Origin of the sequence: Noviherbaspirillum saxi (assembly GCF_003591035.1) — a bacterium.
GTDB classification, from domain to species: Bacteria; Pseudomonadota; Gammaproteobacteria; order Burkholderiales; family Burkholderiaceae_D; genus Noviherbaspirillum; species Noviherbaspirillum saxi.
The window spans coordinates 991,840-1,018,363 of the sequence record NZ_QYUO01000001.1 but is presented as its reverse complement, the minus strand read 5'-3'; the positions used below and the strand labels follow the sequence as shown (position 1 = coordinate 1,018,363).

At 55.9% G+C, this 26,524-nt stretch carries 25 protein-coding genes, 1 other RNA gene and 2 pseudogenes; 10 read left to right on the top strand and 18 right to left on the bottom strand.

From position 1 onward, the window contains the following. Positions 1–37: 37 nt before the first annotated feature. From rfaE1 to gyrA, 13 genes and pseudogenes are all read right to left on the bottom strand, one after another. Positions 38–976 carry a D-glycero-beta-D-manno-heptose-7-phosphate kinase gene (gene rfaE1, locus D3871_RS04920; protein ID WP_119767878.1) on the bottom strand — a complete coding sequence of 313 codons (939 nt, stop codon included), beginning with the start codon at positions 974–976 and terminating at the stop codon, positions 38–40. Beyond that, positions 973–1,431: pseudogene (locus D3871_RS04915) on the bottom strand (UDP binding domain-containing protein); the annotation flags it as partial. The pseudogene D3871_RS04915 and the gene rfaE1, both read right to left, overlap by 4 nt. 75 nt (positions 1,432–1,506) lie before the next feature. Beyond that, positions 1,507–2,682, bottom strand: a complete 1,176-nt coding sequence (lapB, locus tag D3871_RS04910) for a lipopolysaccharide assembly protein LapB (protein ID WP_119767876.1) — start codon at positions 2,680–2,682, stop codon at positions 1,507–1,509. Between the two features lie 21 nt (positions 2,683–2,703). Further along, the gene (locus tag D3871_RS04905; RefSeq protein WP_119769897.1) at positions 2,704–3,018 is read right to left on the bottom strand and encodes a LapA family protein; all 315 of its coding nucleotides are present in this window, start codon (positions 3,016–3,018) and stop codon (positions 2,704–2,706) included. Positions 3,019–3,275: 257 nt separating this feature from the next. After that, positions 3,276–3,581, bottom strand: a complete 306-nt coding sequence (locus D3871_RS04900; RefSeq protein ID WP_057289648.1) for an integration host factor subunit beta — start codon at positions 3,579–3,581, stop codon at positions 3,276–3,278. Between the two features lie 16 nt (positions 3,582–3,597). Continuing rightward, entirely contained in the window at positions 3,598–5,304 is a 1,707-nt protein-coding gene (rpsA, locus tag D3871_RS04895; RefSeq protein ID WP_274381703.1) for a 30S ribosomal protein S1, read from the bottom strand. Between the two features lie 128 nt (positions 5,305–5,432). Beyond that, positions 5,433–6,107 carry a (d)CMP kinase gene (cmk, locus tag D3871_RS04890; protein WP_119767874.1) on the bottom strand — a complete coding sequence of 225 codons (675 nt, stop codon included), beginning with the start codon at positions 6,105–6,107 and terminating at the stop codon, positions 5,433–5,435. A gap of 18 nt (positions 6,108–6,125) precedes the next feature. Beyond that, positions 6,126–7,451, bottom strand: a complete 1,326-nt coding sequence (gene aroA, locus D3871_RS04885) for a 3-phosphoshikimate 1-carboxyvinyltransferase (RefSeq protein ID WP_119767873.1) — start codon at positions 7,449–7,451, stop codon at positions 6,126–6,128. Continuing rightward, positions 7,451–8,350, bottom strand: coding sequence for a prephenate dehydrogenase (locus D3871_RS04880; protein ID WP_119767872.1), 900 nt, complete (start codon positions 8,348–8,350; stop codon positions 7,451–7,453). The genes aroA and D3871_RS04880 overlap by 1 nt, the downstream gene beginning before the upstream one ends. Positions 8,351–8,377: 27 nt before the next feature. Beyond that, positions 8,378–9,484, bottom strand: a complete 1,107-nt coding sequence (gene hisC / locus D3871_RS04875; RefSeq protein ID WP_119767871.1) for a histidinol-phosphate transaminase — start codon at positions 9,482–9,484, stop codon at positions 8,378–8,380. A 73-nt stretch (positions 9,485–9,557) separates the two neighbouring features. Beyond that, on the bottom strand, positions 9,558–10,634 hold the full coding sequence (gene pheA / locus D3871_RS04870) for a prephenate dehydratase (protein ID WP_119769896.1): 1,077 nt from the start codon (positions 10,632–10,634) through the stop codon (positions 9,558–9,560). A gap of 110 nt (positions 10,635–10,744) precedes the next feature. Then, positions 10,745–11,848, bottom strand: coding sequence for a 3-phosphoserine/phosphohydroxythreonine transaminase (serC, locus tag D3871_RS04865; protein WP_119767870.1), 1,104 nt, complete (start codon positions 11,846–11,848; stop codon positions 10,745–10,747). After that, positions 11,845–14,457, bottom strand: a complete 2,613-nt coding sequence (gyrA, locus tag D3871_RS04860; RefSeq protein WP_119767869.1) for a DNA gyrase subunit A — start codon at positions 14,455–14,457, stop codon at positions 11,845–11,847. The genes serC and gyrA overlap by 4 nt, the downstream gene beginning before the upstream one ends. 230 nt (positions 14,458–14,687) lie before the next feature. Here gyrA and D3871_RS04855 point away from each other — a divergent pair, with 230 nt between their 5' ends. The 5 genes from D3871_RS04855 (at position 14,688) to ssrA (ending at position 18,289) form a co-directional block, all read left to right on the top strand. After that, positions 14,688–15,359 carry an OmpA family protein gene (locus D3871_RS04855; protein ID WP_119767868.1) on the top strand — a complete coding sequence of 224 codons (672 nt, stop codon included), beginning with the start codon at positions 14,688–14,690 and terminating at the stop codon, positions 15,357–15,359. A 289-nt stretch (positions 15,360–15,648) separates the two neighbouring features. Then, complete coding sequence (gene ompA / locus D3871_RS04850; protein ID WP_119767867.1) at positions 15,649–16,287, top strand: outer membrane protein OmpA; 639 nt, start codon at positions 15,649–15,651, stop codon at positions 16,285–16,287. A 135-nt stretch (positions 16,288–16,422) separates the two neighbouring features. Next, on the top strand, positions 16,423–17,118 hold the full coding sequence (ubiG, locus tag D3871_RS04845) for a bifunctional 2-polyprenyl-6-hydroxyphenol methylase/3-demethylubiquinol 3-O-methyltransferase UbiG (RefSeq protein WP_119767866.1): 696 nt from the start codon (positions 16,423–16,425) through the stop codon (positions 17,116–17,118). Between the two features lie 69 nt (positions 17,119–17,187). Continuing rightward, on the top strand, positions 17,188–17,853 hold the full coding sequence (locus tag D3871_RS04840; protein WP_119767865.1) for an HAD family hydrolase: 666 nt from the start codon (positions 17,188–17,190) through the stop codon (positions 17,851–17,853). Between the two features lie 50 nt (positions 17,854–17,903). After that, positions 17,904–18,289, top strand: a transfer-messenger RNA (tmRNA) gene (gene ssrA / locus D3871_RS04835). A 243-nt stretch (positions 18,290–18,532) separates the two neighbouring features. Here ssrA and D3871_RS31610 read toward each other — a convergent pair. After that, positions 18,533–19,404, bottom strand: a pseudogene (locus tag D3871_RS31610) (IS30 family transposase). 102 nt (positions 19,405–19,506) lie between these two features. Here D3871_RS31610 and D3871_RS04820 point away from each other — a divergent pair. Both D3871_RS04820 and D3871_RS04815 read left to right on the top strand, forming a co-directional pair. Then, on the top strand, positions 19,507–19,791 hold the full coding sequence (locus D3871_RS04820) for a hypothetical protein (RefSeq protein WP_119767862.1): 285 nt from the start codon (positions 19,507–19,509) through the stop codon (positions 19,789–19,791). 560 nt (positions 19,792–20,351) lie between these two features. Next, positions 20,352–22,022 (top strand): electron transfer flavoprotein-ubiquinone oxidoreductase, encoded by a 1,671-nt coding sequence (locus tag D3871_RS04815; RefSeq protein ID WP_119767861.1) that lies wholly within the window; start codon positions 20,352–20,354, stop codon positions 22,020–22,022. Positions 22,023–22,534: 512 nt separating this feature from the next. Here D3871_RS04815 and D3871_RS04810 read toward each other — a convergent pair. Then, complete coding sequence (locus tag D3871_RS04810) at positions 22,535–23,413, bottom strand: metallophosphoesterase family protein (protein WP_233575515.1); 879 nt, start codon at positions 23,411–23,413, stop codon at positions 22,535–22,537. 116 nt (positions 23,414–23,529) lie between these two features. On the opposite strand from D3871_RS04810, the gene D3871_RS04805 reads away from it, so the two are divergent. Continuing rightward, complete coding sequence (locus tag D3871_RS04805; protein ID WP_233575514.1) at positions 23,530–24,312, top strand: nucleotidyltransferase; 783 nt, start codon at positions 23,530–23,532, stop codon at positions 24,310–24,312. Between the two features lie 27 nt (positions 24,313–24,339). Here the strand turns inward: D3871_RS04805 and D3871_RS04800 are convergent, their stop codons facing one another. Further along, positions 24,340–24,600 (bottom strand): hypothetical protein, encoded by a 261-nt coding sequence (locus D3871_RS04800; protein ID WP_119767859.1) that lies wholly within the window; start codon positions 24,598–24,600, stop codon positions 24,340–24,342. A gap of 335 nt (positions 24,601–24,935) precedes the next feature. Between D3871_RS04800 and D3871_RS04795 the strand changes: the two genes are divergently transcribed. Next, positions 24,936–25,208: a hypothetical protein gene (locus D3871_RS04795; RefSeq protein WP_119767858.1), complete on the top strand. Its 273-nt coding sequence runs from the start codon at positions 24,936–24,938 to the stop codon at positions 25,206–25,208. A gap of 161 nt (positions 25,209–25,369) precedes the next feature. Here the strand turns inward: D3871_RS04795 and D3871_RS04790 are convergent, their stop codons facing one another. Together D3871_RS04790 and D3871_RS30145 are read right to left on the bottom strand one after the other, a co-directional pair. After that, the gene (locus D3871_RS04790) at positions 25,370–25,621 is read right to left on the bottom strand and encodes a hypothetical protein (RefSeq protein WP_119767857.1); all 252 of its coding nucleotides are present in this window, start codon (positions 25,619–25,621) and stop codon (positions 25,370–25,372) included. Between the two features lie 91 nt (positions 25,622–25,712). Further along, positions 25,713–25,889: a hypothetical protein gene (locus D3871_RS30145; protein WP_158597870.1), complete on the bottom strand. Its 177-nt coding sequence runs from the start codon at positions 25,887–25,889 to the stop codon at positions 25,713–25,715. A gap of 117 nt (positions 25,890–26,006) precedes the next feature. Between D3871_RS30145 and D3871_RS30715 the strand changes: the two genes are divergently transcribed. Beyond that, complete coding sequence (locus tag D3871_RS30715; RefSeq protein ID WP_233575513.1) at positions 26,007–26,405, top strand: hypothetical protein; 399 nt, start codon at positions 26,007–26,009, stop codon at positions 26,403–26,405. The last annotated feature ends 119 nt before the right edge of the window (positions 26,406–26,524 follow it).

Sequence of the window (26,524 nt, the reverse complement as noted above, 5' to 3'; positions counted from 1 at the left end):
ATATTAGCCAAATGTTAACTTTTTGACTTGCCGGACCTTAGGGGTGCTTACCGAATAGTTCCTCACTGGTCACCGTAGCTGTTCCAAGCTTGCCTACGACAATTCCACCTGCACGGTTGGCAATCGAGACCGCTTCAGCGAGCGGCCGTCCTGCGCCCAGCATGGCAGCCAAGGTTGCAATGACCGTGTCCCCGGCTCCGGACACATCGTAGACTTCGCGCGCGACGGTGGGAATGTGCAAGGCAGCCTGATCGGTATAAAGGGTCATGCCTTCTTCCGAGCGCGTCAGCAGCAAGGCTTCCAGCTCCAGCGTTTTCCTCAACTGCTGCGCCTTGGCAGTCAATTCTTCTTCCGTCTTCCAGGAACCGACCACTTGCCGCATTTCGGATTTGTTAGGCGTAAGGATGGAAGCCCCTTTGTAACGGCTGAAGTCCTCTCCTTTGGGATCCACCAGAATGCATTTGCCAAGCGCCCGGCCGGCGGCGATCATCTCGGCGACATTAACCAGGCTCCCCTTGGCGTAATCGGAAAGTACGATCACGTCGTATTCGGGCAGCAAGGTATTGAAGCGTGTCAGCTTGTCGCGCAGCACGGTTTCGGTCGGCGGATGTTCGAAGTCGACTCGCAGCAGTTGTTGCTGGCGCCCAATGACACGCAGCTTGATGATGGTAGAAATCGAGTTATCGCGACTCAGATGGCCGTTGACGTTCAGTTCGGTCAGCATCCGTTGCACGGCATCGCCGGCTTCATCCTGCCCGACCACCCCCAGCAATCCGGTATGCGCACCCAAGGCGACTGCATTGCGCGCCACATTTGCGGCACCGCCGAGTCGGTCTTCGCGGCGCTCGATGCGTACTACAGGGACAGGTGCTTCCGGGGAAATGCGATTGACTTCACCAAACCAGTAGCGGTCCAGCATCACATCGCCGACGACCAGCACGCGTGACGTCTTCAGAGAAATTGTTGTTTCACTCATGATTCATTGGTAGATGAGCGGCCGATGCCATGGTACTCAATACCGGCATGTGCCATTGCCCATGGTTTGAACAGGTTTCTCCCATCGAAGATGACGGGGTTCTTTAAAAGGGCCTTGATTTGCTGAAAGTCGGGACTGCGAAATGTTTTCCACTCGGTGATAATGATCAGTGCGTCGGCATCTTGCAACGCATTCTTCGAATTATCGCAAAATCGGATGCGCTGATAACCGTCAGGTATGTCACCCATATCCGCTTCAAGAACGTGGCGTGCGTCTTTCGAAGCAAGCGGATCATAGACGGCGACGGTCGCTCCGGGTGAAATCAGCTCGTGAATCAGTACCCGTGACGGTGCTTCGCGCATATCGTCGGTATTGGGCTTGAACGCCAGACCCCAGATCGCAAAATGCCGGCCGCTCAAATTATCTCCGAAGCGATCGACGACCTTTACGCCGAGATATGCTTCTGATGTTGCCGGCAGCGGCAAGCACGTACTGCAGGTTGGCCGATCAGGGGGCTTGAAAGGCAAAATTCAATTCATCACATTCAGTTCTTCCGTACGACGTGGTGGATAGGATTCCCACTGGCTGCAGCCTGGACACTGCCAATAAAACTGACGGGCCTTGAAACCGCAATGATTGCACTGGTAGCGGGCCAGTTTCTGCGTATACCCATGAACCAGGTTCTTCACGAGCGATAGCTCGGGCCGCACTTCAGGCGGCGCTTCCATCAATCTCGCTTCCAGGAATTTGTCCAGTCCCAGCAGGGTCGGCATACGCCGCAATTCATCGCTCACCAACTGATTGGCAGCATCGACGCCGTCGAGTTCCAGTACTGCCTTGAAAACGACTTCAAGCAAGTCGATCGACGACGCCTGCGCAAGATAGTTTTTCAGCAGGTTGACACCTTCCTGCGGTCTTCCGACGGCGCGATATCCATCCATCAGGCGCTGGGCCACGAGCGCCACATGCGGTACGCTTTGCTGTTCCACACGGCGCCACGCCATCAACGCGGCTTCGGTATCACCCTTGGCGAGATAAGCATCGCCGATCAGCATCGCCGCACGCACATTACTGCGGTCGGTTGCCAGCGCCTTGTCCAGCATCGCAAGCGCGGCATCGGGATGGGTGTGCACCAGTTCATCCTGTGCCAGTTCGCAATAGAATTGCGCGATTTCCTTTTGCCGCGCGCCGGCACCCGACTCTTGCAACGCACGCGCCGCATCGATGGCGCGGATCCATTCCTTTTCCCGCTGGTAGATTTCCAGGAGCGCGCGTCTTGCCTGTGCGCCGTACTGGCTATCGACCAGGCCGTTAAATGTTTCTTCCGCGCGATCGAGCAATCCGGCTTTCAGATAGTCCTGTCCAAGTTCGTATTGCGAATGCACTTTGGATTCCAGCGGCAAGTCCGGCCGGGCCAGCAGGTTTTGATGGACGCGGATAGCGCGTTCGATCTCACCGCGCCGGCGGAACAGATTGCCAAGCGCAAAATGAAGGTCAATGGTTTCGGGATCCAGCTTGACGATCTCGATGAAAGCGTCAATGGCTTTATCCGGCTGCTCGTTAAGCAAAAAGTTGAGACCTTTGAAATAACCTCGTGGAAGACTGCGGGATTCAGAGATCAATTGATTGATATCGACGCGCGCGGCAATCCATCCCAGGCCGAAAAAGACTGGGATGCCGAGCAGCCACCAGGTTTCAAATTCCATGCGGTTTCTTGTTGTTGGAGATTATTTATTGACCACGCTGTCAGGTTGTGGCGGTTGCGCGCGTGCGCGCTGTTGCACTACCTGTTCATGTTCCATGGTTGTGATGGTTTTCCTGTGCCGTGCCAACTCACGTCGATGCCGGAATACGGTCGGCAGCATAGCGAGGATCCCAAGGCTAGCGCCACCGGCAAAAAATGCGAGCAGTAGCATAACCAGCGGGCCACGCATTTCGTAATCAAAAAAGAAGCGCAAGGCAACTTCTTGAGTATTCTTCAGTGCAAATCCAAAGAAAACGACGAAAAGGATTGCCGCTACGATGCGAAAAAGAATTTTCATGCCGCGATGCTCCTTTTTGTATCTGATCCGATTTATACGGTCGCAGATGAAAAGTTGCTGGAGCGTATAGAAGAAGATGAAATTGTACGTGAAAAAAAACGGCATCCGAGGATGCCGTTTTGATTTCCTGCAAATATCCGCTACAACAAAAATGCGTCGACTTCATCAGGATGCCGTCTTACGGCGCTCTGGTTTTGCCGAGTAAGCTCACTATACCGGCCAGTGGCCCGTATCTGTCTATCGCTGCAAGTGGCGACTCAATCTTCCTTGATTGGCTGTCCTACCATCGCGTCTACCCGTTCGCGCAATTCCTTGCCGGGCTTGAAGTGCGGCACCCGTTTTTCCGGGACCATCACCTTGTCGCCCGATTTTGGATTGCGACCAATACGCGGCGGCCTGCTGTTCAACGCAAAACTGCCGAATCCGCGAATTTCGATACGCTGACCGTTCGACAAGGCGTCGGCCATTGCATCAAGGATAGTTTTGACCGCGTAATCCGCATCCTTTGCTACCAGTTGCGGATAACGCTCGGCCAGACGGGCAATCAGCTCCGACTTCGTCATGTATTACTCTCGATACTTACTGCTTGTTGTCGAGCTTAGCTTTCAGCAATGCACCAAGGCTGGTGGTGCCGGAAGCCGCATTGGAATCAGCAGACATCTTCTGCATGGCTTCCTGCGTTTCAGCATTGTCCTTTGCCTTGATCGACAGCTGGATGCTGCGTGCCTTGCGGTCGATGTTGATGACCAGAGCCTCAACCTTGTCGCCGACCTTCAGGTGTGTACCGGCATCTTCCACGCGATCACGGGAGATTTCGGACGCACGCAGATAGCCTTCAACTTCTTCGGACAACTGAATCACGGCGCCCTTCGGCTCAACCGACTTGACGGTACCGGTTACGATAGCGCCCTTGTCGTTCATTGCAGCAAAGTTGTTGAACGGGTCGCCTTCAAGTTGCTTGACGCCCAGTGAAACACGCTCACGCTCGACATCGATTGCCAGAACGACAGCTTCCAGCTCGTCGCCCTTCTTGAACTTGCGAACGGCTTCTTCGCCAGCTTCAGTCCAGGACAGGTCGGACAGGTGCACCAGACCATCGATGTTGCCTGCCAGGCCGATGAACACGCCGAAGTCGGTGATCGACTTGATCGCGCCGCGAACCTTGTCGCCCTTCTTGTGCGACATCGCGAAGTCATCCCAAGGATTCGGCTTGCACTGCTTCATGCCGAGGGAGATACGGCGACGCTCTTCGTCGATTTCCAGAACCATGACTTCCACTTCGTCGCCCAGCTGGACAACCTTGTTCGGAGCCACATTCTTGTTGGTCCAGTCCATTTCGGAAACGTGTACCAGACCTTCGATGCCCTGTTCGACTTCAACGAACGCACCGTAGTCGGTCAGGTTGGTAACCTTGCCGAACAGGCGTGTACCTTGCGGGTAACGACGGGACAGACCGGTCCAAGGATCGTCGCCCAGTTGCTTGACGCCCAGCGAAACGCGGTTCTTTTCCTGATCGTACTTGAGGACCTTGGCAGTGATTTCCTGGCCGACAGACAGGACTTCGGACGGGTGACGCACACGACGCCATGCGAGGTCGGTGATGTGCAGCAGGCCGTCGATGCCTCCGAGGTCAACGAACGCACCGTAGTCGGTGATGTTCTTGACGATACCGGTGACGACAGTACCTTCCTTCAGGGTTTCCATCAGCTTGGCGCGCTCTTCGCCCATCGATGCTTCGATGACGGCGCGGCGGGACAGCACAACGTTGTTGCGCTTGCGGTCCAGCTTGATGACCTTGAACTCCATGGTCTTGCCTTCGTACGGCGTGGTGTCCTTGACCGGACGGGTGTCGACCAGCGAACCCGGGAGGAAGGCGCGGATGCCGTTGGTCAGAACGGTCAGACCGCCCTTGACCTTGCCATTGACTGTGCCGGTAACGATCTCGCCAGACTCCATCGCTTTTTCGAGCGAGAGCCACGATGCCAGACGCTTGGCCTTGTCGCGCGACAGGATAGTGTCGCCAAAGCCGTTTTCCAGCGATTCGATCGCAACGGAGATGAAGTCGCCAACCTGGACTTCGAGTTCGCCGTTGTCGTTCTTGAATTCTTCGACGGGGATGAAAGCTTCGGATTTCAGGCCGGCGTTGACGATCACGAAGTTGTGGTCGAGACGAACGACTTCAGCAGAAATCACTTCACCGGAACGCATGTCCTGACGGGAGAGCGACTCCTCGAACAGGGCTGCAAAGCTTTCCATACCGGTTGATTCTTGTTGCGCAGTAGACATAAGTTAGAAAAGGGGTTAGCCAGTCACCATCGGAATTTTTCGATCGCATACTGGGTCAGGTTTATCAACATCCATCAAGGCCTTGCGCCAGGACGGACACCAATCGCACTACAAAAGCAGCGTAATGATTACGCATGTTTTTTTACAGCTGCGTACCACCGAAGCACCTGCTCGACTGCCTGATCTGCAGTCATATCCGAAGTGTCCAGAATATACGCCCCATCCGCCGGCTTCAACGGGGCGATGGCGCGACCGGAATCGCGCGCATCACGCTCCCTCAAATCCTTGAGAAGGTCTTCCATAGTAGCAGGAAAACCCTTGTCAATCAATTGCTTATGCCGCCGATATGCACGTGCTTCCACACTTGCCGTGAGGAAGACTTTGACCGTTGCTTGCGGAAAGATGACGGTCCCCATGTCGCGGCCGTCGGCTACCAGTCCCGGCGCTGCCCGGAAGCCGAGTTGCAGCCCGACGAGCGCACGGCGCACGGTTGGCAGAACGGCAATCTTCGATGCCGTATTGCCAACTTCCTCAGCGCGAATGGCGGAAGTGACATTTTCATTGGCCAGCCACACTTGGTCGCCGACGAATTTGCAGGGCAGCTTTTCAGCAAGCTTGGCCAAGGCATGTTCGTCGTTCAAGCTGGCCTGATGACGCAAGGCGCTCAATGCAGTAAGCCGGTAAAGTGAGCCGGAATCCAGAAAATGAAAACCGAGTTGTAACGCCACCCGGTGGGCGACAGTACCTTTACCGGAAGCGGTCGGCCCGTCTATCGTGATGACGGGAATCGGATGGGTGTGCATTGTAAAGTCCGCTTGCGCTCAGATCAGTTCGCCGCGGGTTATCGCGGCAAAGGCATCGAAATAGTCAGGAAAGGTTTTTGCGACGCATTTAGGATCATTGATCCTGACGGGTGCGCCGCGACGTGCCGCGCCGTCCAGTGAGGCGAGCGAGAAACACATCGCCATCCTATGGTCATCATAGGTATCGATCGCTGCCGCCTTGATCTGCTCAGGAGGCGTGACGCGCAGATAGTCGTCGCCCTCTTCCACGACCGCGCCGACCTTGCGCAGTTCGGTGGCCATTGCCGCGATGCGGTCGGTTTCCTTGACGCGCCAGCTACCGATATTGCGCAGCGTGCTGGGGCCGTCGGCATACAGGGCCGCAACGGCGATCGTCATCGCCGCATCGGGAATATGATTAAAGTCGGCGTCGATTGCCTTGAGCACGCCGTTGGACGTCGCTTCCATCCAGTTGTCGCCCATGGTGATGGTCGCGCCCATTTGCTCGAGCGCTTCGACAAACCGTACATCACCCTGGATGCTGTCGCGGCCCACGCCTTCCACCCGTACCGGTCCGCCGGCGATTGCACCGGCCGCAAGGAAATAGGATGCCGACGAGGCATCGCCTTCGACATGGATTTCACCAGGACTGACATATCGCTGCCCCGCAGGAATGCTGAACGATTGCCATCCGTCGCGTTCGACTTCGACGCTGAAACGGCGCATGAGATTGAGCGTGATCTCTATATAAGGCTTTGAAATAAGATCGCCGATCACGTCGATCGTTACCACCTCTTCGCGCGCCATCAGCGGAGCCGCCATCAGCAGCGCCGTCAGAAACTGGCTGGAGACATTACCTCTGACCTGCATGCGGCGCGTATGAATCTGGCCGCGACGAATATGCAAGGGTGGAAATCCCTGCTGACCGGTATATTCGATGCGCATGCCGACGGCATTGAGCGCATCGACCAGGTCGCCGATCGGCCGTTCATGCATGCGCGAAACGCCGTGCAAGGTGTAATCGCCCCCGATTGCGGCCAATGCAGCCGTCAGCGGACGGATCGCGGTGCCCGCATTGCCCATGAACAGGTCTGCCTGATGGATAGGCAAAACGCCATCGACGCCATGCACGATATATTCCTGCGACTCGCCGACCTGCTCCCACTGCACGCCCAGCTTTTGCAGGGCCATCAGCATCACATGGGTATCGTCGGACGCGAGCAGGTCATGAATACGGGTCGTACCCTGCGCGAGTGCCGCTAGCAGCAAGGTTCGATTGGAAATGCTCTTGGAACCGGGCAGGCGTACTGTTCCCTGCGCCCGTAGCGCCGGCTGCAAGTCGAGATGATGTGGATGAGTCTTCATTAATCGCCGCCCTGTTTGTTCTGTTGTTCGGCCGCCTCGATCGTCTTGATCCAGTTATGCCGAGCGCGTTGCGCGTTTGCATAGACCGCTTCGATGGCTTGCCCGTCCTGCCGGGCCAGTAGAGCCCGCAGACCTGTCAGTTGTTCCATATAAGCGTCCAGCTCGCTCAACAATGCAGTCTGGTTCGCCAGGGAAATATCACGCCACATTTCCGGCGACGAGCCTGCAATCCGCGTGAAGTCGCGAAACCCGCTCGCTGCGTACTGGAAGAGCAGATCCGCATGCGGCTTGCGTGCGATATCGTCGACAAGGGCATAGGCCAGCAGGTGGGGTAAGTGACTGACGGCAGCGAACACGCGGTCGTGCTCTTCGGCACTCAACCGATGGATGATCGCGCCGCAATGTTTCCAAGCGGCCGCGACGCGCTCGACGGATTCTTCGGTATTTTCGGGTAGCGGCGCCAACACCGCTTTCTTGCCGACATACAAATCGACAATTGCAGCCTCTGGTCCGTTTTGCTCGCGACCGGCGATCGGATGTCCCGGCACGAACTGCGCGATCTTGTCGCCGAGCGCACTGCGTGCAGCCGCGACGACATCGCCCTTGGTGCTGCCCGCATCGGTGACCACGGTACCCGGCTGCAAGTGCGGTGCGATCGAAGCGAGGATGGCTTCAGTTTGGGCAACTGGGGCCGCGACCAGAATCAGGTCAGCGTCGACAACTGCTTCCGCCACCGAGTTGCTGGCCACATCGATGATGCCGAGCTGCCTGGCCCGCTCCAGCGTTTCCATCCGACGACCAGCGCCGATGACTTTGTCAACGACACCTGCTTTTTTGAGTGCCAGTGCGAATGAACCGCCAATCAGGCCTACACCAAAAATTGATATTTTTTTGAACACAATGAGTTGCCAGGCAAAAGGATTGCGTCAGGACAGAACGGCTTTCAGCGCTTTGATGAATGCCGCGTTTTCTTGCGGCAAGCCTATGGAGATGCGCAGCCATTGCGGCAAGCCGTAGTTGCCGACGGGCCGGACAATGACGCCACGCTTGAGCAATTCGAGATTGACCCGCGCACCGGCGGCATCGTCGCTTCCAACCCGCACCAGCACAAAATTGCCATACGACTTGACGTATTCGAGATCCATCGCATCGAATGCCTGTGTCAGCTGTTGGTAGCCCTCGGCATTCAGTTGCGCACTCTTTTGCAGGAATGCGCTGTCATTCAGCGCCGCAACGGCGGCTGCCTGTGCCATCGAATTGACGTTGAACGGCTGGCGAATGCGGTTCAGCAAATCCGTGATGACAGGCTGGGCGATGCCGAAACCGACACGCAGCCCGGCCAGGCCGTATGCCTTGGACAGCGTGCGCGACACGAGCAGATTGGGATACTGCTGCACCCATGCTATCGAGTCGTATTGCAGTTCCGGAGCGAGATATTCGTTATAGGCTTCGTCAAGCACGACAACCACGTCTTGCGGCACCTTGGCAAGGAAGGCCTCGATTTCGGCGGCCGGAATAAAGGTCCCGGTCGGATTGTTTGGATTGGCGATGAAGACCAGTCGCGTGTCGGCGGTAATCGCTTTCGCCATCGCGGGCAGATCGTGCCCGTAATCTTTGGCAGCCACGACGATTGCGCGCGCACCGATCGCCTGCGTCGCGAGTGCATACACGGCAAATGAATACTGCGCATATACCACCGACTGTCCCGGTTGCACGAAGGCATGTGCAGCCAGTTCGAGAATGTCGTTGCTGCCGTTGCCCAGCGTGATCCAGTCTGCAGGTACCTTGTACTTGTTGATGATGGTCTGCTTCAGGTCGAAACCGTTGGAGTCCGGATAGCGGCCGATATCGCCCATCGCGGCAAGCATGGCTTGTTTCGCGGAATCGGGCATGCCGAGCGGATTTTCATTGGACGCTAGCTTGATGATTTTTGCTTCGTCAAGGCCAAACTCGCGCGCCACTTCAGCGATCGGCTTGCCTCCTTGGTAAGGAGCGATGGCACGAACGTAATCGGGACCGAATTGAATAGTCATGATGGTTTCCAAAAAATAAGCTGCCGACACGGCCGCATTGGGGAATCGTGCTCCCCATACAATCGGCCGGCAATCAATAAAGACTGAATGGATAAGAACCGAGAACCTTGAAGAAAGCCGCATTCTGCTTGAGCTCGGCCAGCGCATTGATGACCTTGTCGTCTTGGGCATGTCCTTCCACGTCAACGTAGAAGTAGTATTCCCAGGTGCCGATACGTGCGGGCCGCGATTCGAACCGAGTCATCGATACGCCGTGCTTAGCCAGCGGCGCAAGCAGGTTGTGTACCGCGCCCGCCTTGTTGGGCACTGCAAGCACCAGCGAGGTCTGGTCCCTGCCGCTGGGCGTGGGCTGCAATCGACCGATGACGGCAAACCGGGTGCGATTGTGCGGATCGTCCTGGACATGAGCTTTCACCACGCCGAGGTTATAGCGCTGGCCAGCGATTTCACCAGCGATGGCGGCTGTCGTCGGATCTTCGCTTGCAAGGCGTGCCGCTTCGCCGTTGGAAGCAACGGCCTGGCGTTCGATTCGTGGATAGTTCTGATTGAGCCAGGTATGGCATTGCGCCAGCGCTTGCGAATGCGCGCAGATGCGAATGACGCCTTCCATATTGCCGCTGCCTGTCATCAGGCTGTGATGCACGGGAATCGACAGTTCGCCGCTGATCGACAGCGTGGTCTGCAACAGCAAATCGAGCGTGCGGTTGATGGCGCCCTCGGATGAATTTTCCACAGGCACGACGCCAAAGTCCGCGGTCCCCGCTTCGGTTGCACGGAACACTTCATCGATGGATGCGCAAGGCACGCCTTCGACCGCATGACCGAATTGCTGGTAAACCGCCTGTTCGCTGAAGGTGCCCGCAGGACCGAGATAAGCAACGTTCACCCGACGTTCCAGCGCACGGCAAGCCGACATGATTTCGCGAAAAATCGTCTGAACATCGCCGCTATGCAGCGGACCGCCGTTATTGTCGGCAACCTTCTGCAACACGTGCGCTTCACGCTCCGGGCGGAACACCGGCGCATTGGTTTCCGCCTTGACGTGGCCGACTGCCTGCGCAACGCGTGCGCGCCGGTTCAAGAGATCGAGCAGCTGGGCATCGATCGCATCGATCTGTTCCCGCAAGGGTTTAAGTTTATCGTCCGTCATCATTGTATGAGGTCATTCAGGTGCGCGGCAGGCACAGCTACTTGCAGGAATACGCACGCCTGACTGCATGCAATGCGCATCGCCGGTTTGCCCCCGTCGCCGTAACGGCGTCAGCCGTGCTTCTTTTCAAATTCTTTCAAATAATCGACCAGCGCCTGCACCCCTTCGACGGGCATCGCATTGTAGATCGATGCACGCATGCCGCCGACGGACTTGTGGCCTTTCAGCTGCAGCAGGTGACGTTCCTTCGCGCCGGCGAGAAAGATATCGTTCAGGGACTCGTCGCGCAGGAAGAACGGCACGTTCATGCGGGAACGGCAATCCTTCGCAATCTTGTTGCTGTAGAAATCAGTCGAGTCAAAGTAGTCGTACAACAATGCCGCCTTGGCGATGTTGCGCTGCTCCATCGCTGCGACCCCGCCCTGCTTCTTCAACCACTGGAACACCAGGCCGGCGATGTAAATTGAATACGTCGGCGGCGTGTTGTACATCGAATGGTTTTCAGCAACCAGTTTCCAGTCGAAGGCCGACGGACAAATAGACAACGCATGACCAATCAGGTCATCGCGCGCAATCACCAATGTGAGGCCGGCCGGGCCGATGTTCTTTTGCGCACCGCCAAAGATGACGCCGTACTTCGACACATCGACTGCACGCGACAGGATGTGCGACGACATGTCGGCCACCAGCGGCGCATTTCCAGTCTCGGCACCAATCTCCGGTGTGTACTGGAATTCGACACCGTCGATGGTTTCATTGGTGCAAATATGGACGTAGGCAGCGTCTTTCGACAGCTTCCAGCTGTCACGCGGCGGAATCACGGTAAATTTCTGTGCCTCGGACGAAGCGGCGACATTGACCGTGCAATATTTCTTCGCCTCCTTGATCGACTTGGAAGACCACGAGCCGGTATTCACGAAGTCGACTACCGCCGGCTGCGACTTTCGAGCCACCAGATTCAGTGGCACGATCGCATTTTCGCCGATGCCGCCGCCTTGCAAGAACAGGATCTTGTAGTTTGCCGGCACGCCGAGCAATTCGCGAAAATCGCGCTCTGCTGCTTCATAAATGGAAATGAATTCCTTGCCGCGATGGCTCATCTCCATCACCGACATGCCGCTGCCATGCCAGTCGAGCATTTCTTCGGCCGCTTGCTGCAGCACGTCCTGAGGCAGCACAGCCGGGCCTGCGGAGAAGTTATAGACGCGTGTCATTCTTCCTCCGCGCCGCCGTTTTCTTCTTCCACATCGGATTCAACGATGCGCTGCAAGCCGCTCAGCTTGGTGCCGTCTTCCACCGCGATCAGTGTCACGCCTTGCGTTGCACGACCCATTTCGCGAATCTCGGACACCCGGGTACGGATCAGCACGCCACCGGTGGTGATCATCATGATTTCGTCGTTCGGCTCAACCAGGGTTGCCGCCACGACCTTGCCGTTACGCTCGCTGGTCGAAATCGCGATCATGCCCTTGGTGCCGCGGCCATGGCGTGTGTACTCGAGAATAGGCGTTCGTTTGCCGAAACCGTTTTCGGTCGCGGTCAACACCGACTGCTGTTCGTTCTCGGCGACCAACAAAGCAATGACTTGCTGGCCTTCTTCCAGGCTCATCCCACGCACACCGCGCGCATTGCGTCCCATCGGACGCACGTCGTTTTCATCGAAACGCACCGCCTTACCGGAATCGGAGAACAGCATCACGTCATGCTTGCCGTCGGTGAGCGCCGCACCGATCAGGAAATCGCCTTCATCGAGATCGACTGCAATAATGCCGGCTTTGCGCGGATTGCTGAATTCGGTCAGCGGCGTTTTCTTGACAGTGCCGAGGCTGGTCGACATGAACACATAGCGGTCTTCGGGGAAGGTGCGATTTTCCCCGGAGAGCGGCAATACCACGGTAATCTTCTCGCCATCCTGCAGCGGGAACATGTTGACGATAGGCTTGCCGCGCGAGTTGCGCGAGCCTTGCGGCACTTCCCACACCTTCAGCCAGTACAAACGGCCCCGATTCGAGAAGCACACGATGTAGTCATGCGTGTTCGCAATGAAAAGCTGGTCGATCCAGTCGTCTTCCTTGGTTGCCATCGCCTGCTTGCCGCGGCCGCCACGTTTTTGCGCGCGGTATTCCGATACCGGCTGCGATTTCATGTAACCAGTGTGCGAGAGCGTCACCACCATGTCCTGCGGCGTGATCAGGTCTTCGGTTCCGAGGTCGGTCGCGTTCAACTCGATTTGCGAGCGGCGTATGTCCTTGTTGCCATCGCCGTATTCGTTCTTTGCTGCCGTCAGTTCGTCAGTGATGATCGCCGTGACGCGTTCCGGTTTGGCGAGGATGTCGAGCAAGTCGGCGATCTGCGCCATGACTTCCTTGTACTCGTTGACAATCTTGTCCTGCTCTAGGCCGGTCAGGCGCTGCAATCGCATTTGCAGGATTTCCTGCGCCTGCTCATCGGACAGCTTGTAAAGTCCATCCGGCTGGATGCCGTAGTGCTTGGGCAGATTCTCGGGTCGGAAGGCTTCAATACCGCCGGCATTTTCAGCACCGGTACGGGCAAGCATTTCGCGCACCAGCGAAGAATCCCATGCACGCGCCATCAATTCGGATTTCGCGATCGGTGGCGTCGGTGCAGCCTTGATGATCGCGATGAAATCGTCAATATTGGCCAATGCGACAGCCAGGCCTTCCAGCACGTGACCGCGCTCGCGCGCCTTGCGCAATTCGAACACCGTACGGCGGGTGACGACTTCGCGGCGATGCGACAGGAAGCACTCCAGCATCTGCTTCAGGTTCAGCAGCTTCGGCTGACCGTCCACCAGGGCAACCATGTTCATGCCGAAGGTATCCTGCAACTGCGTCTGCTTGTACAGGTTATTCAGCACCACTTCGGGCACTTCGCCACGCTTGAGTTCAATAACCACCCGCATGCCCGACTTGTCGGACTCGTCGCGAATGTCAGAAATACCTTCCAGCTTCTTGTCGCGCACCAGTTCGGCAATGCGTTCCAGCAGCGACTTCTTGTTCACCTGGTACGGCAGTTCGTCCACGATGATCGCGGTTCGGTTGTCCTTGCCGAATTCCTCGAAATGCGTCTTTGCACGCATGACCACACGTCCGCGGCCGGTACGATAACCGTCGCGCACGCCAGACACGCCGTAAATGATGCCGGCAGTCGGGAAGTCGGGTGCGGGAATGATTTCGATCAGATCATCGATCGTGCATTCCGGCGTGCGCAATACGTGCAAGGCGCCGTCGATGACTTCGGTGATGTTATGCGGGGGAATGTTGGTCGCCATGCCGACTGCAATACCGGAGGACCCATTGATCAACAGATTGGGTATCCGCGTCGGCAGCACCGACGGCTCTTTTTCCTTGCCGTCGTAGTTAGGAACAAAATCGACCGTATCCTTCTCGATGTCGGCCAGCAGTTCACTGGAAATCTTGTCGAGACGGCACTCGGTATAACGCATCGCTGCCGCGTTGTCGCCGTCAACCGAGCCGAAGTTGCCCTGACCGTCCACCAAGGTATAGCGCAAAGAAAAGTCCTGCGCCATTCGTACCAGCGTGTCGTAGATCGCCTGGTCGCCGTGCGGGTGGTACTTACCCATGACCTCACCCACGACGCGCGCACATTTTACATAGGGGCGGTTCCAGACATTATTGGTCTCGTGCATCGCAAACAGAACGCGGCGATGCACCGGCTTGAGGCCGTCACGCACATCTGGAAGCGCCCGCCCCACGATCACGCTCATTGCATAATCGAGGTAACTCTTGCGCATCTCTTCTTCGAGGGAAATCGGGATAGTCTCTTTGGCGAATTGATCCATTGTCGAGTCGGCTTCTCTGTGCTGTCGTTGACTGGTTATCCCAGGCGACGCGGTTTATAAAATCACACCGCGTCAAACGTTGGATTTTAGCATGGCGGAAAGCGCCACTCCCGCGCCCGCGCGGTCAATCGGTATTGAATTAGCGGTGAATCAGGACGTTTTCGGGAAAATGTGTTTAAATTAAATGTTGCGGAAGATTAACTACATATTCAAAAAGTCCTTGGTGTCTCATGTTTAAAATTACCGCTTTCGCGCTTTTACTTATTGGCGCAACCAGCGTTCACGCGCAATCCCTTACCGACATTCAGGCAAAGCAAGGTAACAGCGCATACGTGCAAGACAGCCGCGGCGTCATTGCACGCAGCCCGTTCGGCCTTTGCTGGCGTACCGGGACCTGGACCCCTGCCGATGCGGTACCCGGCTGCGACGGCGACCTGGTGCCGCCAGTGACAAAGGCGATTGCGCCTCCCATCGCGCCCCCCGGCCCTACCGCCCAGGCTCCCGCGCCTGCGCCGAAACGTTGTGACTTCGCCGTTACGCTAGGCAGCGACGAGAGCTTCGCCTTCAACAAGGCCGTACTCAGCGGCGCGGCCAAAACACGTATCGACAGCGAAGTGATGACCAAACTGGATACCTGCGCCAAGGTCGACCTGATCATCGTCACTGGCCATGCCGATCGTCTTGGTTCGCAGCAATACAATCAAAAGCTTTCGGAAAAGCGTGCCGATGCCGTCGCCGCCTATATCAAGAGCAAAGGCGTACGCGCAGAAGTCGATACGCTTGGCGCCGGCAAGACCCAATCAATCAAGGCCTGCAATGATAAATTGCCACGAAAACAACTGATTGAGTGTCTGGCACCGAACCGTCGCGTAGTGATTGAAGCACGCGGTTTTGCCAAATAATTGATGTGGTTTGAGTCGATTTGCCAAGGTGATTGGCAAATCGATTAGAAAATGCTATTAATTTTTGAGCATCCGTTGCAAAAACCCAACGAGTGGCTAAAATCGCCATACCATTGATTCGGCAACAATCGATGTATTGCGCGCCTATGGCAAAATGTAGTTAACTAAAGATCATTGCAGGTGAACAACCTTGTAAAAAGATGATCTAATAGCGACCGGAAGTTCAGTTCTAAAAAAGTGGCACTTGTAGCGCAGTTAATCTGCGGATATCTCAACCAAGAGGAAAAATATGAATAAATTAGCACTCGTCTTTGCTGCGTCCGCAGTTGTTTCGTTCTCTGCTTCGGCTCAGCAGGACATCAAAGCCAAGACTCCGAACAGCGCCTACCTGCAAGACAGCCGCGGCGTCATCGCTCGTGACCCGTTCGGTTTGTGCTGGCGTACAGGTACCTGGACACCGGCTGATGCGGTTCCAGGTTGCGACGGCGAAATCGCAAAACCGGCTGCCGCTCCAGCTCCCGCACCTGCTCCGGCTCCGGCACCTGCTCCGGCACCTGCTCCCGCTCCAATCTCTGAAAAAGTCACCTTTGCTGCTGACGCCTTCTTTGACTTCGACAAGGCAGTCCTGAAGCCGGACGGCAAGGCGAAGCTGGATGACCTGTCCTCCAAGCTGAAGGGCATGAATCTGGAAGTCGTGATTGCTGTTGGTCACACCGACTCCGTCGGTTCCGACACTTACAACCAGAAGCTGTCGGTTCGCCGCGCTGAAGCCGTCAAGGCCTATCTGGTTTCCACGGGTGTTGAAGCCAACCGCGTCTACACTGAAGGCAAGGGCGAGAAGCAACCGGTCGCTGACAACAAGACATCCGCTGGCCGCGCAAAGAACCGCCGCGTTGAAATCGAAGTTGTTGGTACACGTAACCGCTAATCGATTCACCGATGGCACAACCCCGCTTCGGCGGGGTTTTTTTATGCCCTTGCGCAACAGATTCTGTCGAAAGCGCTAATGGAATTTCCTATCCAAGGGCAGCATCCAGTCGCTATTCCCGCTATCATTTACCCTATGAATGCCGATCCCCTAGAACTGCAAAAATTCAGCGATCTTGCCCATCGATGGTGGGATCCCACCTCTGAATTCCGTCCGCTGCATGAAATCAATCCGCTGCGGCTTGAATGGATCAATGCCCGTGCGTCGCTGGCCGGCAAAACGGTCGTCGACATTGGATGCGGCGGGGGCATCCTCGCCGAATCCATGGCTCGCAAGGGCGCCAATGTGACCGGCATCGACCTGTCCGAGAAAGCGCTGAAAGTGGCAGACCTGCACAGTCTGGAAACCGGCATACAGGTACGCTATGAATTGATCGCCGCAGAAGATCTGGCGGCGCGCGAAGCGGGCCGTTACGATGTCGTCACCTGCATGGAAATGCTCGAGCACGTGCCCGATCCCGCTGCTGTGGTGAAGGCTTGCGCAACGCTTGTCAAACCCGGCGGGCTGGTCTACTTCTCGACCATCAACCGCAATCCGAAAGCGTATCTGTTCGCGGTGTTAGGCGCGGAATACATTCTTCGCTTGCTGCCGAAAGGTACACACGACTACGCCAAATTCATCACGCCGGCCGAGCTTGCCCAATTTGCGCGCAATGCGGGGTTGGTCGTCGATAAGCTAAAGGGCATGGGCTACAACCCGCTGACGAAGATTTACTCCCTCAACCAGGACACCGACGTCAATTACCTGGTTGCCTGCACCCGCCCTGCCTGATACGGCCAGCGGCGGCCTCCGATGCGGCTTGCCTGCGCAAGCCGTACAGCTCACCGACAAGCGACTACCATGGCTCTTTCCTCTCCTCGTGCTGTCCTGTTCGACCTTGACGGCACCCTTGCCGATACGGCGCCTGACCTTGCCGGCGCAATGAACCAGGTCCGCGTAGCACGCGGCTTGCAGCCGACGCCTTACGATATATTGCGCCCCGTCGCCTCGGCCGGTGCACGCGGACTGATCGGTGCATCGTTCGGCATTAAGCCTGGCGAGGACGGCTTCGACGAATTGCGCACGGCCTTTCTGGATACCTACGAAAGTGCAATCGCGGTGGAAACCCGGCTGTTCGACGGCATCGAAACCTTGATCAGGGAAATGGAAGCACGCAAGCTCCGCTGGGGCATTGTTACCAACAAGGCAGCGCGCTTTACCGACCTCCTTGTGCCCAAGATAGGGCTTGGCCACGCCGGCTGCGTGATCTCGGGCGATACGACGCCGCATGCAAAGCCGCATCCAGCACCTCTCCTGGAAGCAGCACGACGTCTCGGGCTGCCTCCGGAACAATGCTGGTACGTTGGAGACGACTTAAGAGACATTCAAGCCGGAATTGCAGCCGGCATGGCGACTATCTCCGCCGCGTGGGGCTATTGCGGCCATACGGAGCCGACAGGTTGGGATGCCGACGCCGTTGCCGAATCACCACTCCACGTAGTCGAATTAATTCGCTCGGCCTCTTGAAATCGGAGAATAGCGCCGCATCTCCTGAGGTACAATGGTAGTACTGTTTTGGGGACGACCTGGTTTCGACAGGGGTTGCAAAGCAGCGCAGGGCATACCGAGGACTGGCTACCTCGTAAATCCAACCGGAAATGCTTAAATGCAAACGATGAAACTTACGCTCCAGCTCGTCTGGCTGCGTAATCCTCTAGAAACTTAATAACTTTCTAGCTCTACACCGTCTTGTCCCTGGGGCGGGCTGGCAACAGCAGTAGAGTCATTTACAGGGAATCGCGTTATGTCGGGTTACTTGGCATAACGTTAAATTTAGGTGACTCGCCTAGACGAAGCGTGTGCGTCCGCGTTGGCTGGGTTAAAACCAATTGGCAGCACTAAGTATGTAGAACTGTCTGTAGAGTGCTTCTGGACGCGGGTTCGATTCCCGCCGTCTCCACCAAATTGGAGTCTTACCAAATATCAAGAAGTCGCGAAAGCCGCATGCCGTCTCGGTTTGCGGCTTTTTTGTTGCCTAAATCCACCTCACCTGATCCAATATCAGCTACCGTCAGTTGCGGTATCTATGACGGTATTTTCGACATTTTTTACACAAGTACCGTCACATACACTATGGCGCTGACTGATATTGCTGTTCGCAACACAAAGGTCGTTGGCGGATTCACGTCTGAAGTGCAACAAAGAGTTATTGAGAGTGTAGCTGTTTCATGAAGACCTCATGCGGGGTTTTGAAGTTGAGGCACTTTCTGGGACGATGATAAAGGCTGCGCATGGCGAGCACGATGTCCCTGAAAGAGATGTTGTCGAAGGCCATTTTCTTGGGGAAGAACTGGCGGATCAAGCCATTCATGTTTTCGTTGGCGCCGCGCTCCCAGGAGCAGCACGGATGGGCAAAGAAGAATCGGGTGTCGAGACTGGTGGCGATGCGCTCATGCTGGGCGAACTCCTTGCCGTTGTCGGTTGTCAGGGTATGCACGCAGTCAGCAAAATGCCTCAGCAATGAAATCATGGTGTCGGACACGGCTTGGGCGGTTTTACGGTCGACCTTGCCAATGAGCGTGTAGCGCGACTTGCGTTCGTTGAGTGTCACCAGCGCCTGCTGCTGGCTGGCGCCGATGACCAAATCGCCTTCCCAGTCGCCGTAGCGCTTCCTGCGCGCCTTCTGGTAGCGCAGGGCAGTATGCAGGGTGCCGCCGGCCCGCTTGTCGGCATAGAGGTATTGGTAGAGGCTTTCGTGGCTGACGCCGGGCAGCTTGTTGACCTTGAGGTAACCGCTGATTTGCTCCGGACTCCAGCAGTCGGCGAGCCGGGCCTCGGCAAATGCTCACGTGTGGGCGGCAATCCGACGACCGTTGTCTGTGGCGCGCATGCGGCCCACAGACAACGCTTGGCTTGCCTGGGCCGGTAGCCGCACTGGCCGCAGTTGCGCTTGAGTTCGCGGCTGATGGTGGGCTTGTCTCGCTCCATCACTCGGGCAATCTCGCTCTGGTCACGACCTGCCTTGTTGAGAATATGAATCTGGTATCGTTCGTCTTGGCTAAGGTGTGTATAGCGCATTCTGGGCAACTTTGACTTTGCGGTCTGGAGGCTCGGATGCGATCGTATCTTCCCACCCGACCTCATTAATCATCAGTTGCACTTCGTATTGGAACCCGCGCTATGCCTCGAGAGGTCATAGGCCGCGTTATCGCACTCTACCTTGAGTTATCTTCCTTCGAAGAGGCACATGACTGGGGTAAGTTTATGATGAGACTCTCCGCAGACTTTAAGGCTGATCACGTGAGACATATCCTCTGTCATGCCGCTGACGACAAGGATGTGGAGGGTAGCTACCAACTCCGATACGTCATAAGTAACCTCCGTGCTAGCAGAAAGATTCCAGACGAGGAGCTTGAGGATTTGCTTCGACAGCATGGACTGGAGGAATACGCCAAGAAGGATTGAACATCAGGAGTGCTCAACCTACTTCGTGGCGCGTGGGTTGCCGTGTGCAGCAAAGTCATACAAGCCCGCAGCCCGCTTTTCCAGCCTGTTCGCAATTGCCGTTACGCGCACATCCAATAACGAAAAAATTTGGGTGCTCTGTCAGTTCGATCATTGACTTGAACGCCGACAGAGTCTTGTCTTCGCTCTCGGGAAATTCGATGACTTTAGGAGAATCGCCTCAAGTTGACAGGGCCGGCCATTGCAAACGCATAGATGCAAGCTTGTAGCACCTGCTAAACGTTCAACCCTCTTATCCACTGATTTCGTCATGGCTTGCTTTTGTAGCAAGACCCTGCCATATAATGTGCTACCGCAGTATGAGGCTTCTCGATATACCGCAATCAGCGTGTGGTCGTGTGGTTGGCTATGTGTCTAAGCCCACTCCTGAGACGACCGTCGTGCATGCCATCAGGACGATCTGCAACGGCGGGCAGTTTTCCAGAATGGATACCTCGCTTTGAAAGCAAGCCGACGCGTGCCGCGCCATCGACATTCAAAACCCAATTTGGAAAGTGCCCATGACCACAAAAGAGATTCTGGAACGATACGGGCCGCGTGACGCCGCAGAATATGACGTCGTTATCGTCGGGGGAGGCCCGGGCGGGTTGGCCGCAGCGATCCGGCTCAGGCAGATCAATTCCGACATATCGATTGCCCTGCTCGAAAAGGGCAGTGAACCCGGCGCGCACATTCTGTCGGGCGCGGTGATGGACCCGCGTGCCCTCGATGAACTCCTGCCCGACTGGAAATCGCTAGGCGCACCGCTGAACCAACCCGTGACCGGCGACGACTTTTACTTCCTGAGCGAAACCGGGGCACGGCGCACGCCGGATTTTCTGCTGCCGCGTTGCTTTCATAACGAGGGCAACTATGTCATCAGTTTGAGCAACGTCGTGAAATGGCTTGCCCAACAGGCGGAAGGCATGGGCGTGGAGATCTTTGCAGGCTTTGCCGCCACCGAGGTGCTGTACGATAAACAGGACCGCGTCGTCGGCGTTGTAACGGGCGACATGGGTATCGGACGCGATGGCCAGCCCACCGATAATTTCCAGCTCGGCATGGAACTGCGCGGCAAATACACCATTTTCGCGGAAGGTGCGCGCGGCCAGCTGGGCCGCCAGTTGATCGCTCACTACAAGCTGGACGAAGGACGCGATCCTCCGAGCTTTGCAATCGGCATCAAGGAACTTTGGGAAGTCGATCCGGCACAGGCACAACCCGGACGTGTGGTGCATACTGCGGGCTGGCCAATGAGCCCAGATACCTTTGGCGGTGGTTTCCTGTATCACCAGGAAAACAATCGCGTGACCCTCGGCTTCGTCATCGGCCTAGACTATCGCAATCCATGGATGAGCCCATTCGAAGAGTTCCAGCAATGGAAAAAGCATCCGGTAGTTCGCAAGCATATCGAAGGCGGAAAGCGCCTGAGTTACGGCGCCCGCGCCATCAATAACGGATTTCCGCAGAGCCTGCCCAAGACCATCTTTCCGGGCGGAGCCCTTATCGGCTGCGACGCCGGCTACCTGAATGCCGCCCGCATCAAGGGAAGCCATTCTGCCATCAAGACAGGCATGCTTGTCGCCGAGGCATTGGCCGACGCATTGAAACAAGGCAGAGCCTACGATGACTTGACCGCTTATCCCGAAGCTTACGAGAAAAGCTGGCTGTATGAAGAACTCCAGCAGACGCGCAACTTTAAGCTCTGGTTCAAAAAGGGATCGACGGTCGGAACACTGATGACAGGCATCGAACAGTGGCTCATGCCCAAGCTTGGCATCTCCGCCCCACCCTGGACGCTCCATGGCAAGGTACCCGACCACAAGAGTCTACTACCTGCCGACCAGTGCAAGCCCATCGTCTATCCCAAGCCCGACGGCAAGCTGACTTTCGACCGTCTGAGCTCGGTCTTTGTGAGTAATACCAATCACGCGGAAGATCAACCGCCACACCTCACTTTGCTCGACCCGAAAATCCCGGTGCAGGTGAATCTCGCCACCTATGCGGGCCCGGAGAGCCGCTATTGCCCTGCAGGCGTCTACGAATTCGTTTCGAATGAAAACGGCAAGGAGCGCCTTCAGATCAACGCGCAGAACTGCGTGCACTGCAAAACCTGCGATATCAAGGATCCGACGCAGAACATCGTGTGGGTCGCGCCGGAAGGCGGCGGACCTAACTACGTCGGGATGTAATACCAATCCCAACCCATAACGTGACATGAAATCGCGTCTTCTTCCGGGGGCGCCGAGCCGCCTGCCTGCGCCGCATTTAATTGCCATTTTGAAATCTTGGAATTTCCATGCAAGCACTTCCTGTCCGCAGTGCCAGAAAAAGAATTTCCCCAGTGCTTCATGTTGTACGGCCTGCGGGTTTCCGCTAACTCCGCCGCAACTGGTATTGCGAAGAGCATGGAAGCGAAAGGGCACTCGGATGCAATACTTTCTCCAAAATATTGCTGTGCCTTGCTACCTTATTTGCCGCGTTTTTATTGCTTGTTGATTAAAATAATCAATCAGTACCAGATGTAGAAGCTTATCCCGCGTGGTCCGAAGTGCCGAGTCCCAGTCAACGGAGCTATACGATCTACTAACCGGATTTAGCAGAAGCAATGAAACTATAGCCTGCGTTGATCGGTGTAATGCAAGGCGGGCTGGTATTCCCTACACAATATCTGCGCACTTTCATCCACCCGCAAAATCCGTTCTTACAAATCTACATGCTCGGCTTTTGGAATTTCTACAATCCGATAGCCAGGTCGATCCGGAAACGTACGCTGCAACAACGGCTTGGCAACGTTATAGACTGGCGTGCCGTTGACGGTTTTTCCCTCCAGCGTGCCGCGGTGCGCATGCCCGTGAAATACCGCTGTTACCGGATAACGGATCAAGGGATCTTCCAGACGGCTGGTGCCAAGGAAAGCGAATATTTCCATTGGCTCGCCTTGTACCGTGCCTTCGATCGGCGAGTAATGCAGCATCGCGATGCGCTGGCTGGTACGTAGTTTTGCCAAGGCATGCTCTAGCTTCAGCGCTTCCCGGATCGCTTCGTCGACAAACTGCTTGATGACATGTTCGCCCCAAGGGCCAAGAGCACGGCGGCCGAAACCACCGGCAAAGCCCTTCACCCCCGCAATGCCGATTCCATGAATTTCACAAGCATCGCCATCGAGTACGCGAACCCCCGCGTCGGTAAGAATACGCTGTACATCCGCCTGCTGCCCCGATTCGAAGTCATGGTTGCCGAGTACTGCAGCAATCGGAATCCGCACCGCATCGAGCTCCTGCGCGAGCAAATGCGCTTCGGCAGGCGTGCCGTAATCAGTCAGGTCACCGCAGAGCAGCAGGATATCCGCATCATCGGCCGCCTGGGCAAAAAACGACCGTAGCTGTCCTCCTGATGATTCGGTGAAATGAAGGTCTCCTACGGCGGCCAAGCGGACTTTATCTTGGGATATCACATCGGGCTCCTTTGACGTAAACAATAGATCAAGGCGCATTACCTGTTGCGCATGAATGGTCAGCAAGACTTGTACCGGAAACATCGACAGGAACTTGCTTCGGGCACAGGTCTTGCTGCTACTCATACGATGCCGCAAGCGGTGCTTCTTGCTTTGTTTCCCGATGCAGTCTTTCTCTGTTGCTAGATCTTTTTAAAGCGCGCCCTATGCCAAGCTCTTCGTTACACTCGCCTGCAGGCGACATGGACGGTGATCCGACTCTTGCGTTTTACCAGGATGTGCTGGAGACACTGACACAAGCGGATATTCCATTTCTGGTCGGCGGTGCCTATGCGCTCAGCTACTACACCGCTGTGGTGCGTCCTACCAAGGATCTGGATCTTTTTATCCGACGCCACGATGCCGAACGCATAGGAGAAACGCTTCGGCATGCCGGATACACGATGGAAACGCCCTATCCGCACTGGCTTGCCAAGGTTCGCGCGAACGGCGATCTGGTCGACCTGATTTTCAGCTCGGGAAACGGCATTGCCGAAGTCGACGATGCCTGGCTGGAACATGCGCCCAAAGCCGCGGTGCTGGGCGTTCCCGTCCTGATCTGTCCGGTTGAAGAAACCATCTGGTCCAAGGCCTTCATCATGGAGCGCGAGCGTTATGACGGAGCGGACATCGTTCATCTGCTGCGTGCGTGCAGTGACAGGATTGACTGGCACAGACTGCTGCGCCGCTTCTCATTTCATTGGCGCGTGTTGTTGAGTCACTTGACATTGTTCGGATTTGTCTATCCCGCTCATCGCAACATGATTCCCTCATGGTTGATGGTGGAACTCCTGGATCGCTTGCGTCAGGAAGCGCTGGCGCAGCCTACGGGCCAACCTATATGCGCAGGCACCTTGCTGTCACGCGAACAGTATCTGGTCGATGTGGAGGAGCAGGGTTATCGCGACGCGCGCATCCACCCCTTAGGCAATATGAGCGAAGGCGAAACTGCAATCTGGACCGAAGCGATTTCGCGCAAACAGTGACGCTGGCTGGACGATAAGGCAAGCATATTATTTGGAACGCTGCCGCTTTGCCGCTTCGGCATTCAAACGCAAAACCAGCAGATCATATTCAACGCTGGCCTGGTATTCCTGCCTGGCCTTCTGGTAGGACGCGGCAGCGACCTCAATCAGGCCGGCAAGTTCTTCAGCGGAAAGCTTATTCGCGATTGAAGACAGGCATCGTGCGTGCTCACGCACCATGGTTGTCCATGAGGCATCCACATTGGCCTCATATCCCTTAATGATTTTCATTATTTCGGCCGGTGACATGATTTCCTCTTTACAGTGACAAGTGCTTTCATTAAGCCTTGTTAGCAAGTTGCACGACTTGTCTCGCCTCAAGCAGAGGCCGTATAGCCTTTGAGAATAATCGGGTTGTCCATTTTCATGAAGCGCAGAAGAGGATGACGAGGTGAAAGTTATACGGTATGTTGCCGTCCTTTCCCCAAGGGAAGCAGCGCAATTTCACAATGAAGAAAATCCTCTATTGACTGAAAAATGACTGAAAAATGCGTCTGCGTCATTGAAACTTTCGCCCCTATCAATCATCGCAAGTTAACAGGTCGATGAATCTCGTCTATCTGTCATTTAATCGGAGAAATACCATGTCGAATATAAAGAGAACGCGCGAGCAGGATGAAGATAAGGAGCCGAAGGAACGCTCCTCGCCAGGCATTCATTCCGCATCGGTGACACCTAAGGATGTCTCTCCACAAGACGCGTCATCCAGGGATGTTATTGAAAGAAAACTTACCTCGGATGATCCTGATGAAAGGGAACAGGAGCATCTTGACGATGCAGTCGAGATGACGTTTCCTGCAAGCGATCCGGTACCCGTTACCGGAGGGATTACTCGTGTTGAAGTACCGAAACGTTGATGTGGCGTGAACAGGCATGCCGTCCATACGGCATGCCTGTTCACCTATTTCCCACCTATCTCATTACGTAACTACTACCAAGGAATCCAACTATAACGACGCACTTTGAAGGGAATATCGCCGTCGCAGCGCCTGCACCCACCCAACCAAGTAGAATTCATTCAAGGCCAGGGCATCGGCGTCACATCGCGAAACTGCCCGGCATCCGGATTTCCTGCTGGCGTTGCGGGATCTTCGCCTTCACTTAGCTTGGCCCCGAGAATAGTACTAAGCTCGCGCCGCGATGCACTGAAATCCGACTCCAATAATGGAAAATCCTTGTTGGGCCAGTGCCCGATCGCCCATTTGGTGTATTCCTGAAACCGCTGGGCCAGTTGCGCCGCGAACTTGTCGCATTCCGCCTTGCTTGCCATATGCACTCTCCTGCATCGTTAGTTAATTTATTGGCTTGAATTGACAAACGAATTGACAAACGCCGTACGAATCCGGTCCGTCCGACAACATCTATTTGCCTTTTACCTTGTCAGGATCAGCCTGGATATCCTGAAGCTTCGTTACTTCGTCGCGCGGCATTCCGGACGGCAGGCCGATATCGTCAATACCTATCGGATAGTCCTTGGTGCGCACGACTTCACGATCGCCCTTGCCTACCTCAGGCGTACTCTTTTTTTCGTTGCTCATGTTCATCTCCAATTCGATTTAGACGAGAGCGTCCGATGATGGTTCGGTATTGGCGGAGGACGGAAAGCTTGTACGGACGAACTATCTACCGGGGCGGCCATCATATGGGTACGCCCGATGGCCTGGTCCAATGGACGTGACATCGGCCATGAGCGCAATGCCATTACCAAGGAGGATTACATGGCACCTGAAACCAAGCACTTACTGGACGAAGCGGATATCGGCAGCGGAGAGAAAACGCCGGGGCAGCGGGATGTCGAGCGCGACGAACTGAACTTGAACGCAGGCACCCCGGCTACCGACGGTCGCATATTGCAAAGCGGGGCACATCTGGCGCGTATTCTGGCCGTAAAACAGCCCGACGATACCTTTGAAGCTCAAGTGTATGTACGGTTGACGCGCGAACCCGAAGTAGCCGAGACATATATCCCGGCCGGCGTATTCGCAACCGAAGACGAGGCATGGCAAGCAGCCGAAGCACGGGCAAATCGCGCTTTCACCGAGAACGAATTTTAAGGTCCCTGCATTGTGGCCTGGCCCTACGGCCAGCGCCGCAAGGCATGGTAGCGCTGGATCGGGCCAGCATCCGCGTAGTCGATAGGTTTTTCCTGCGTATTCGCTGCCGCCCGCCACAC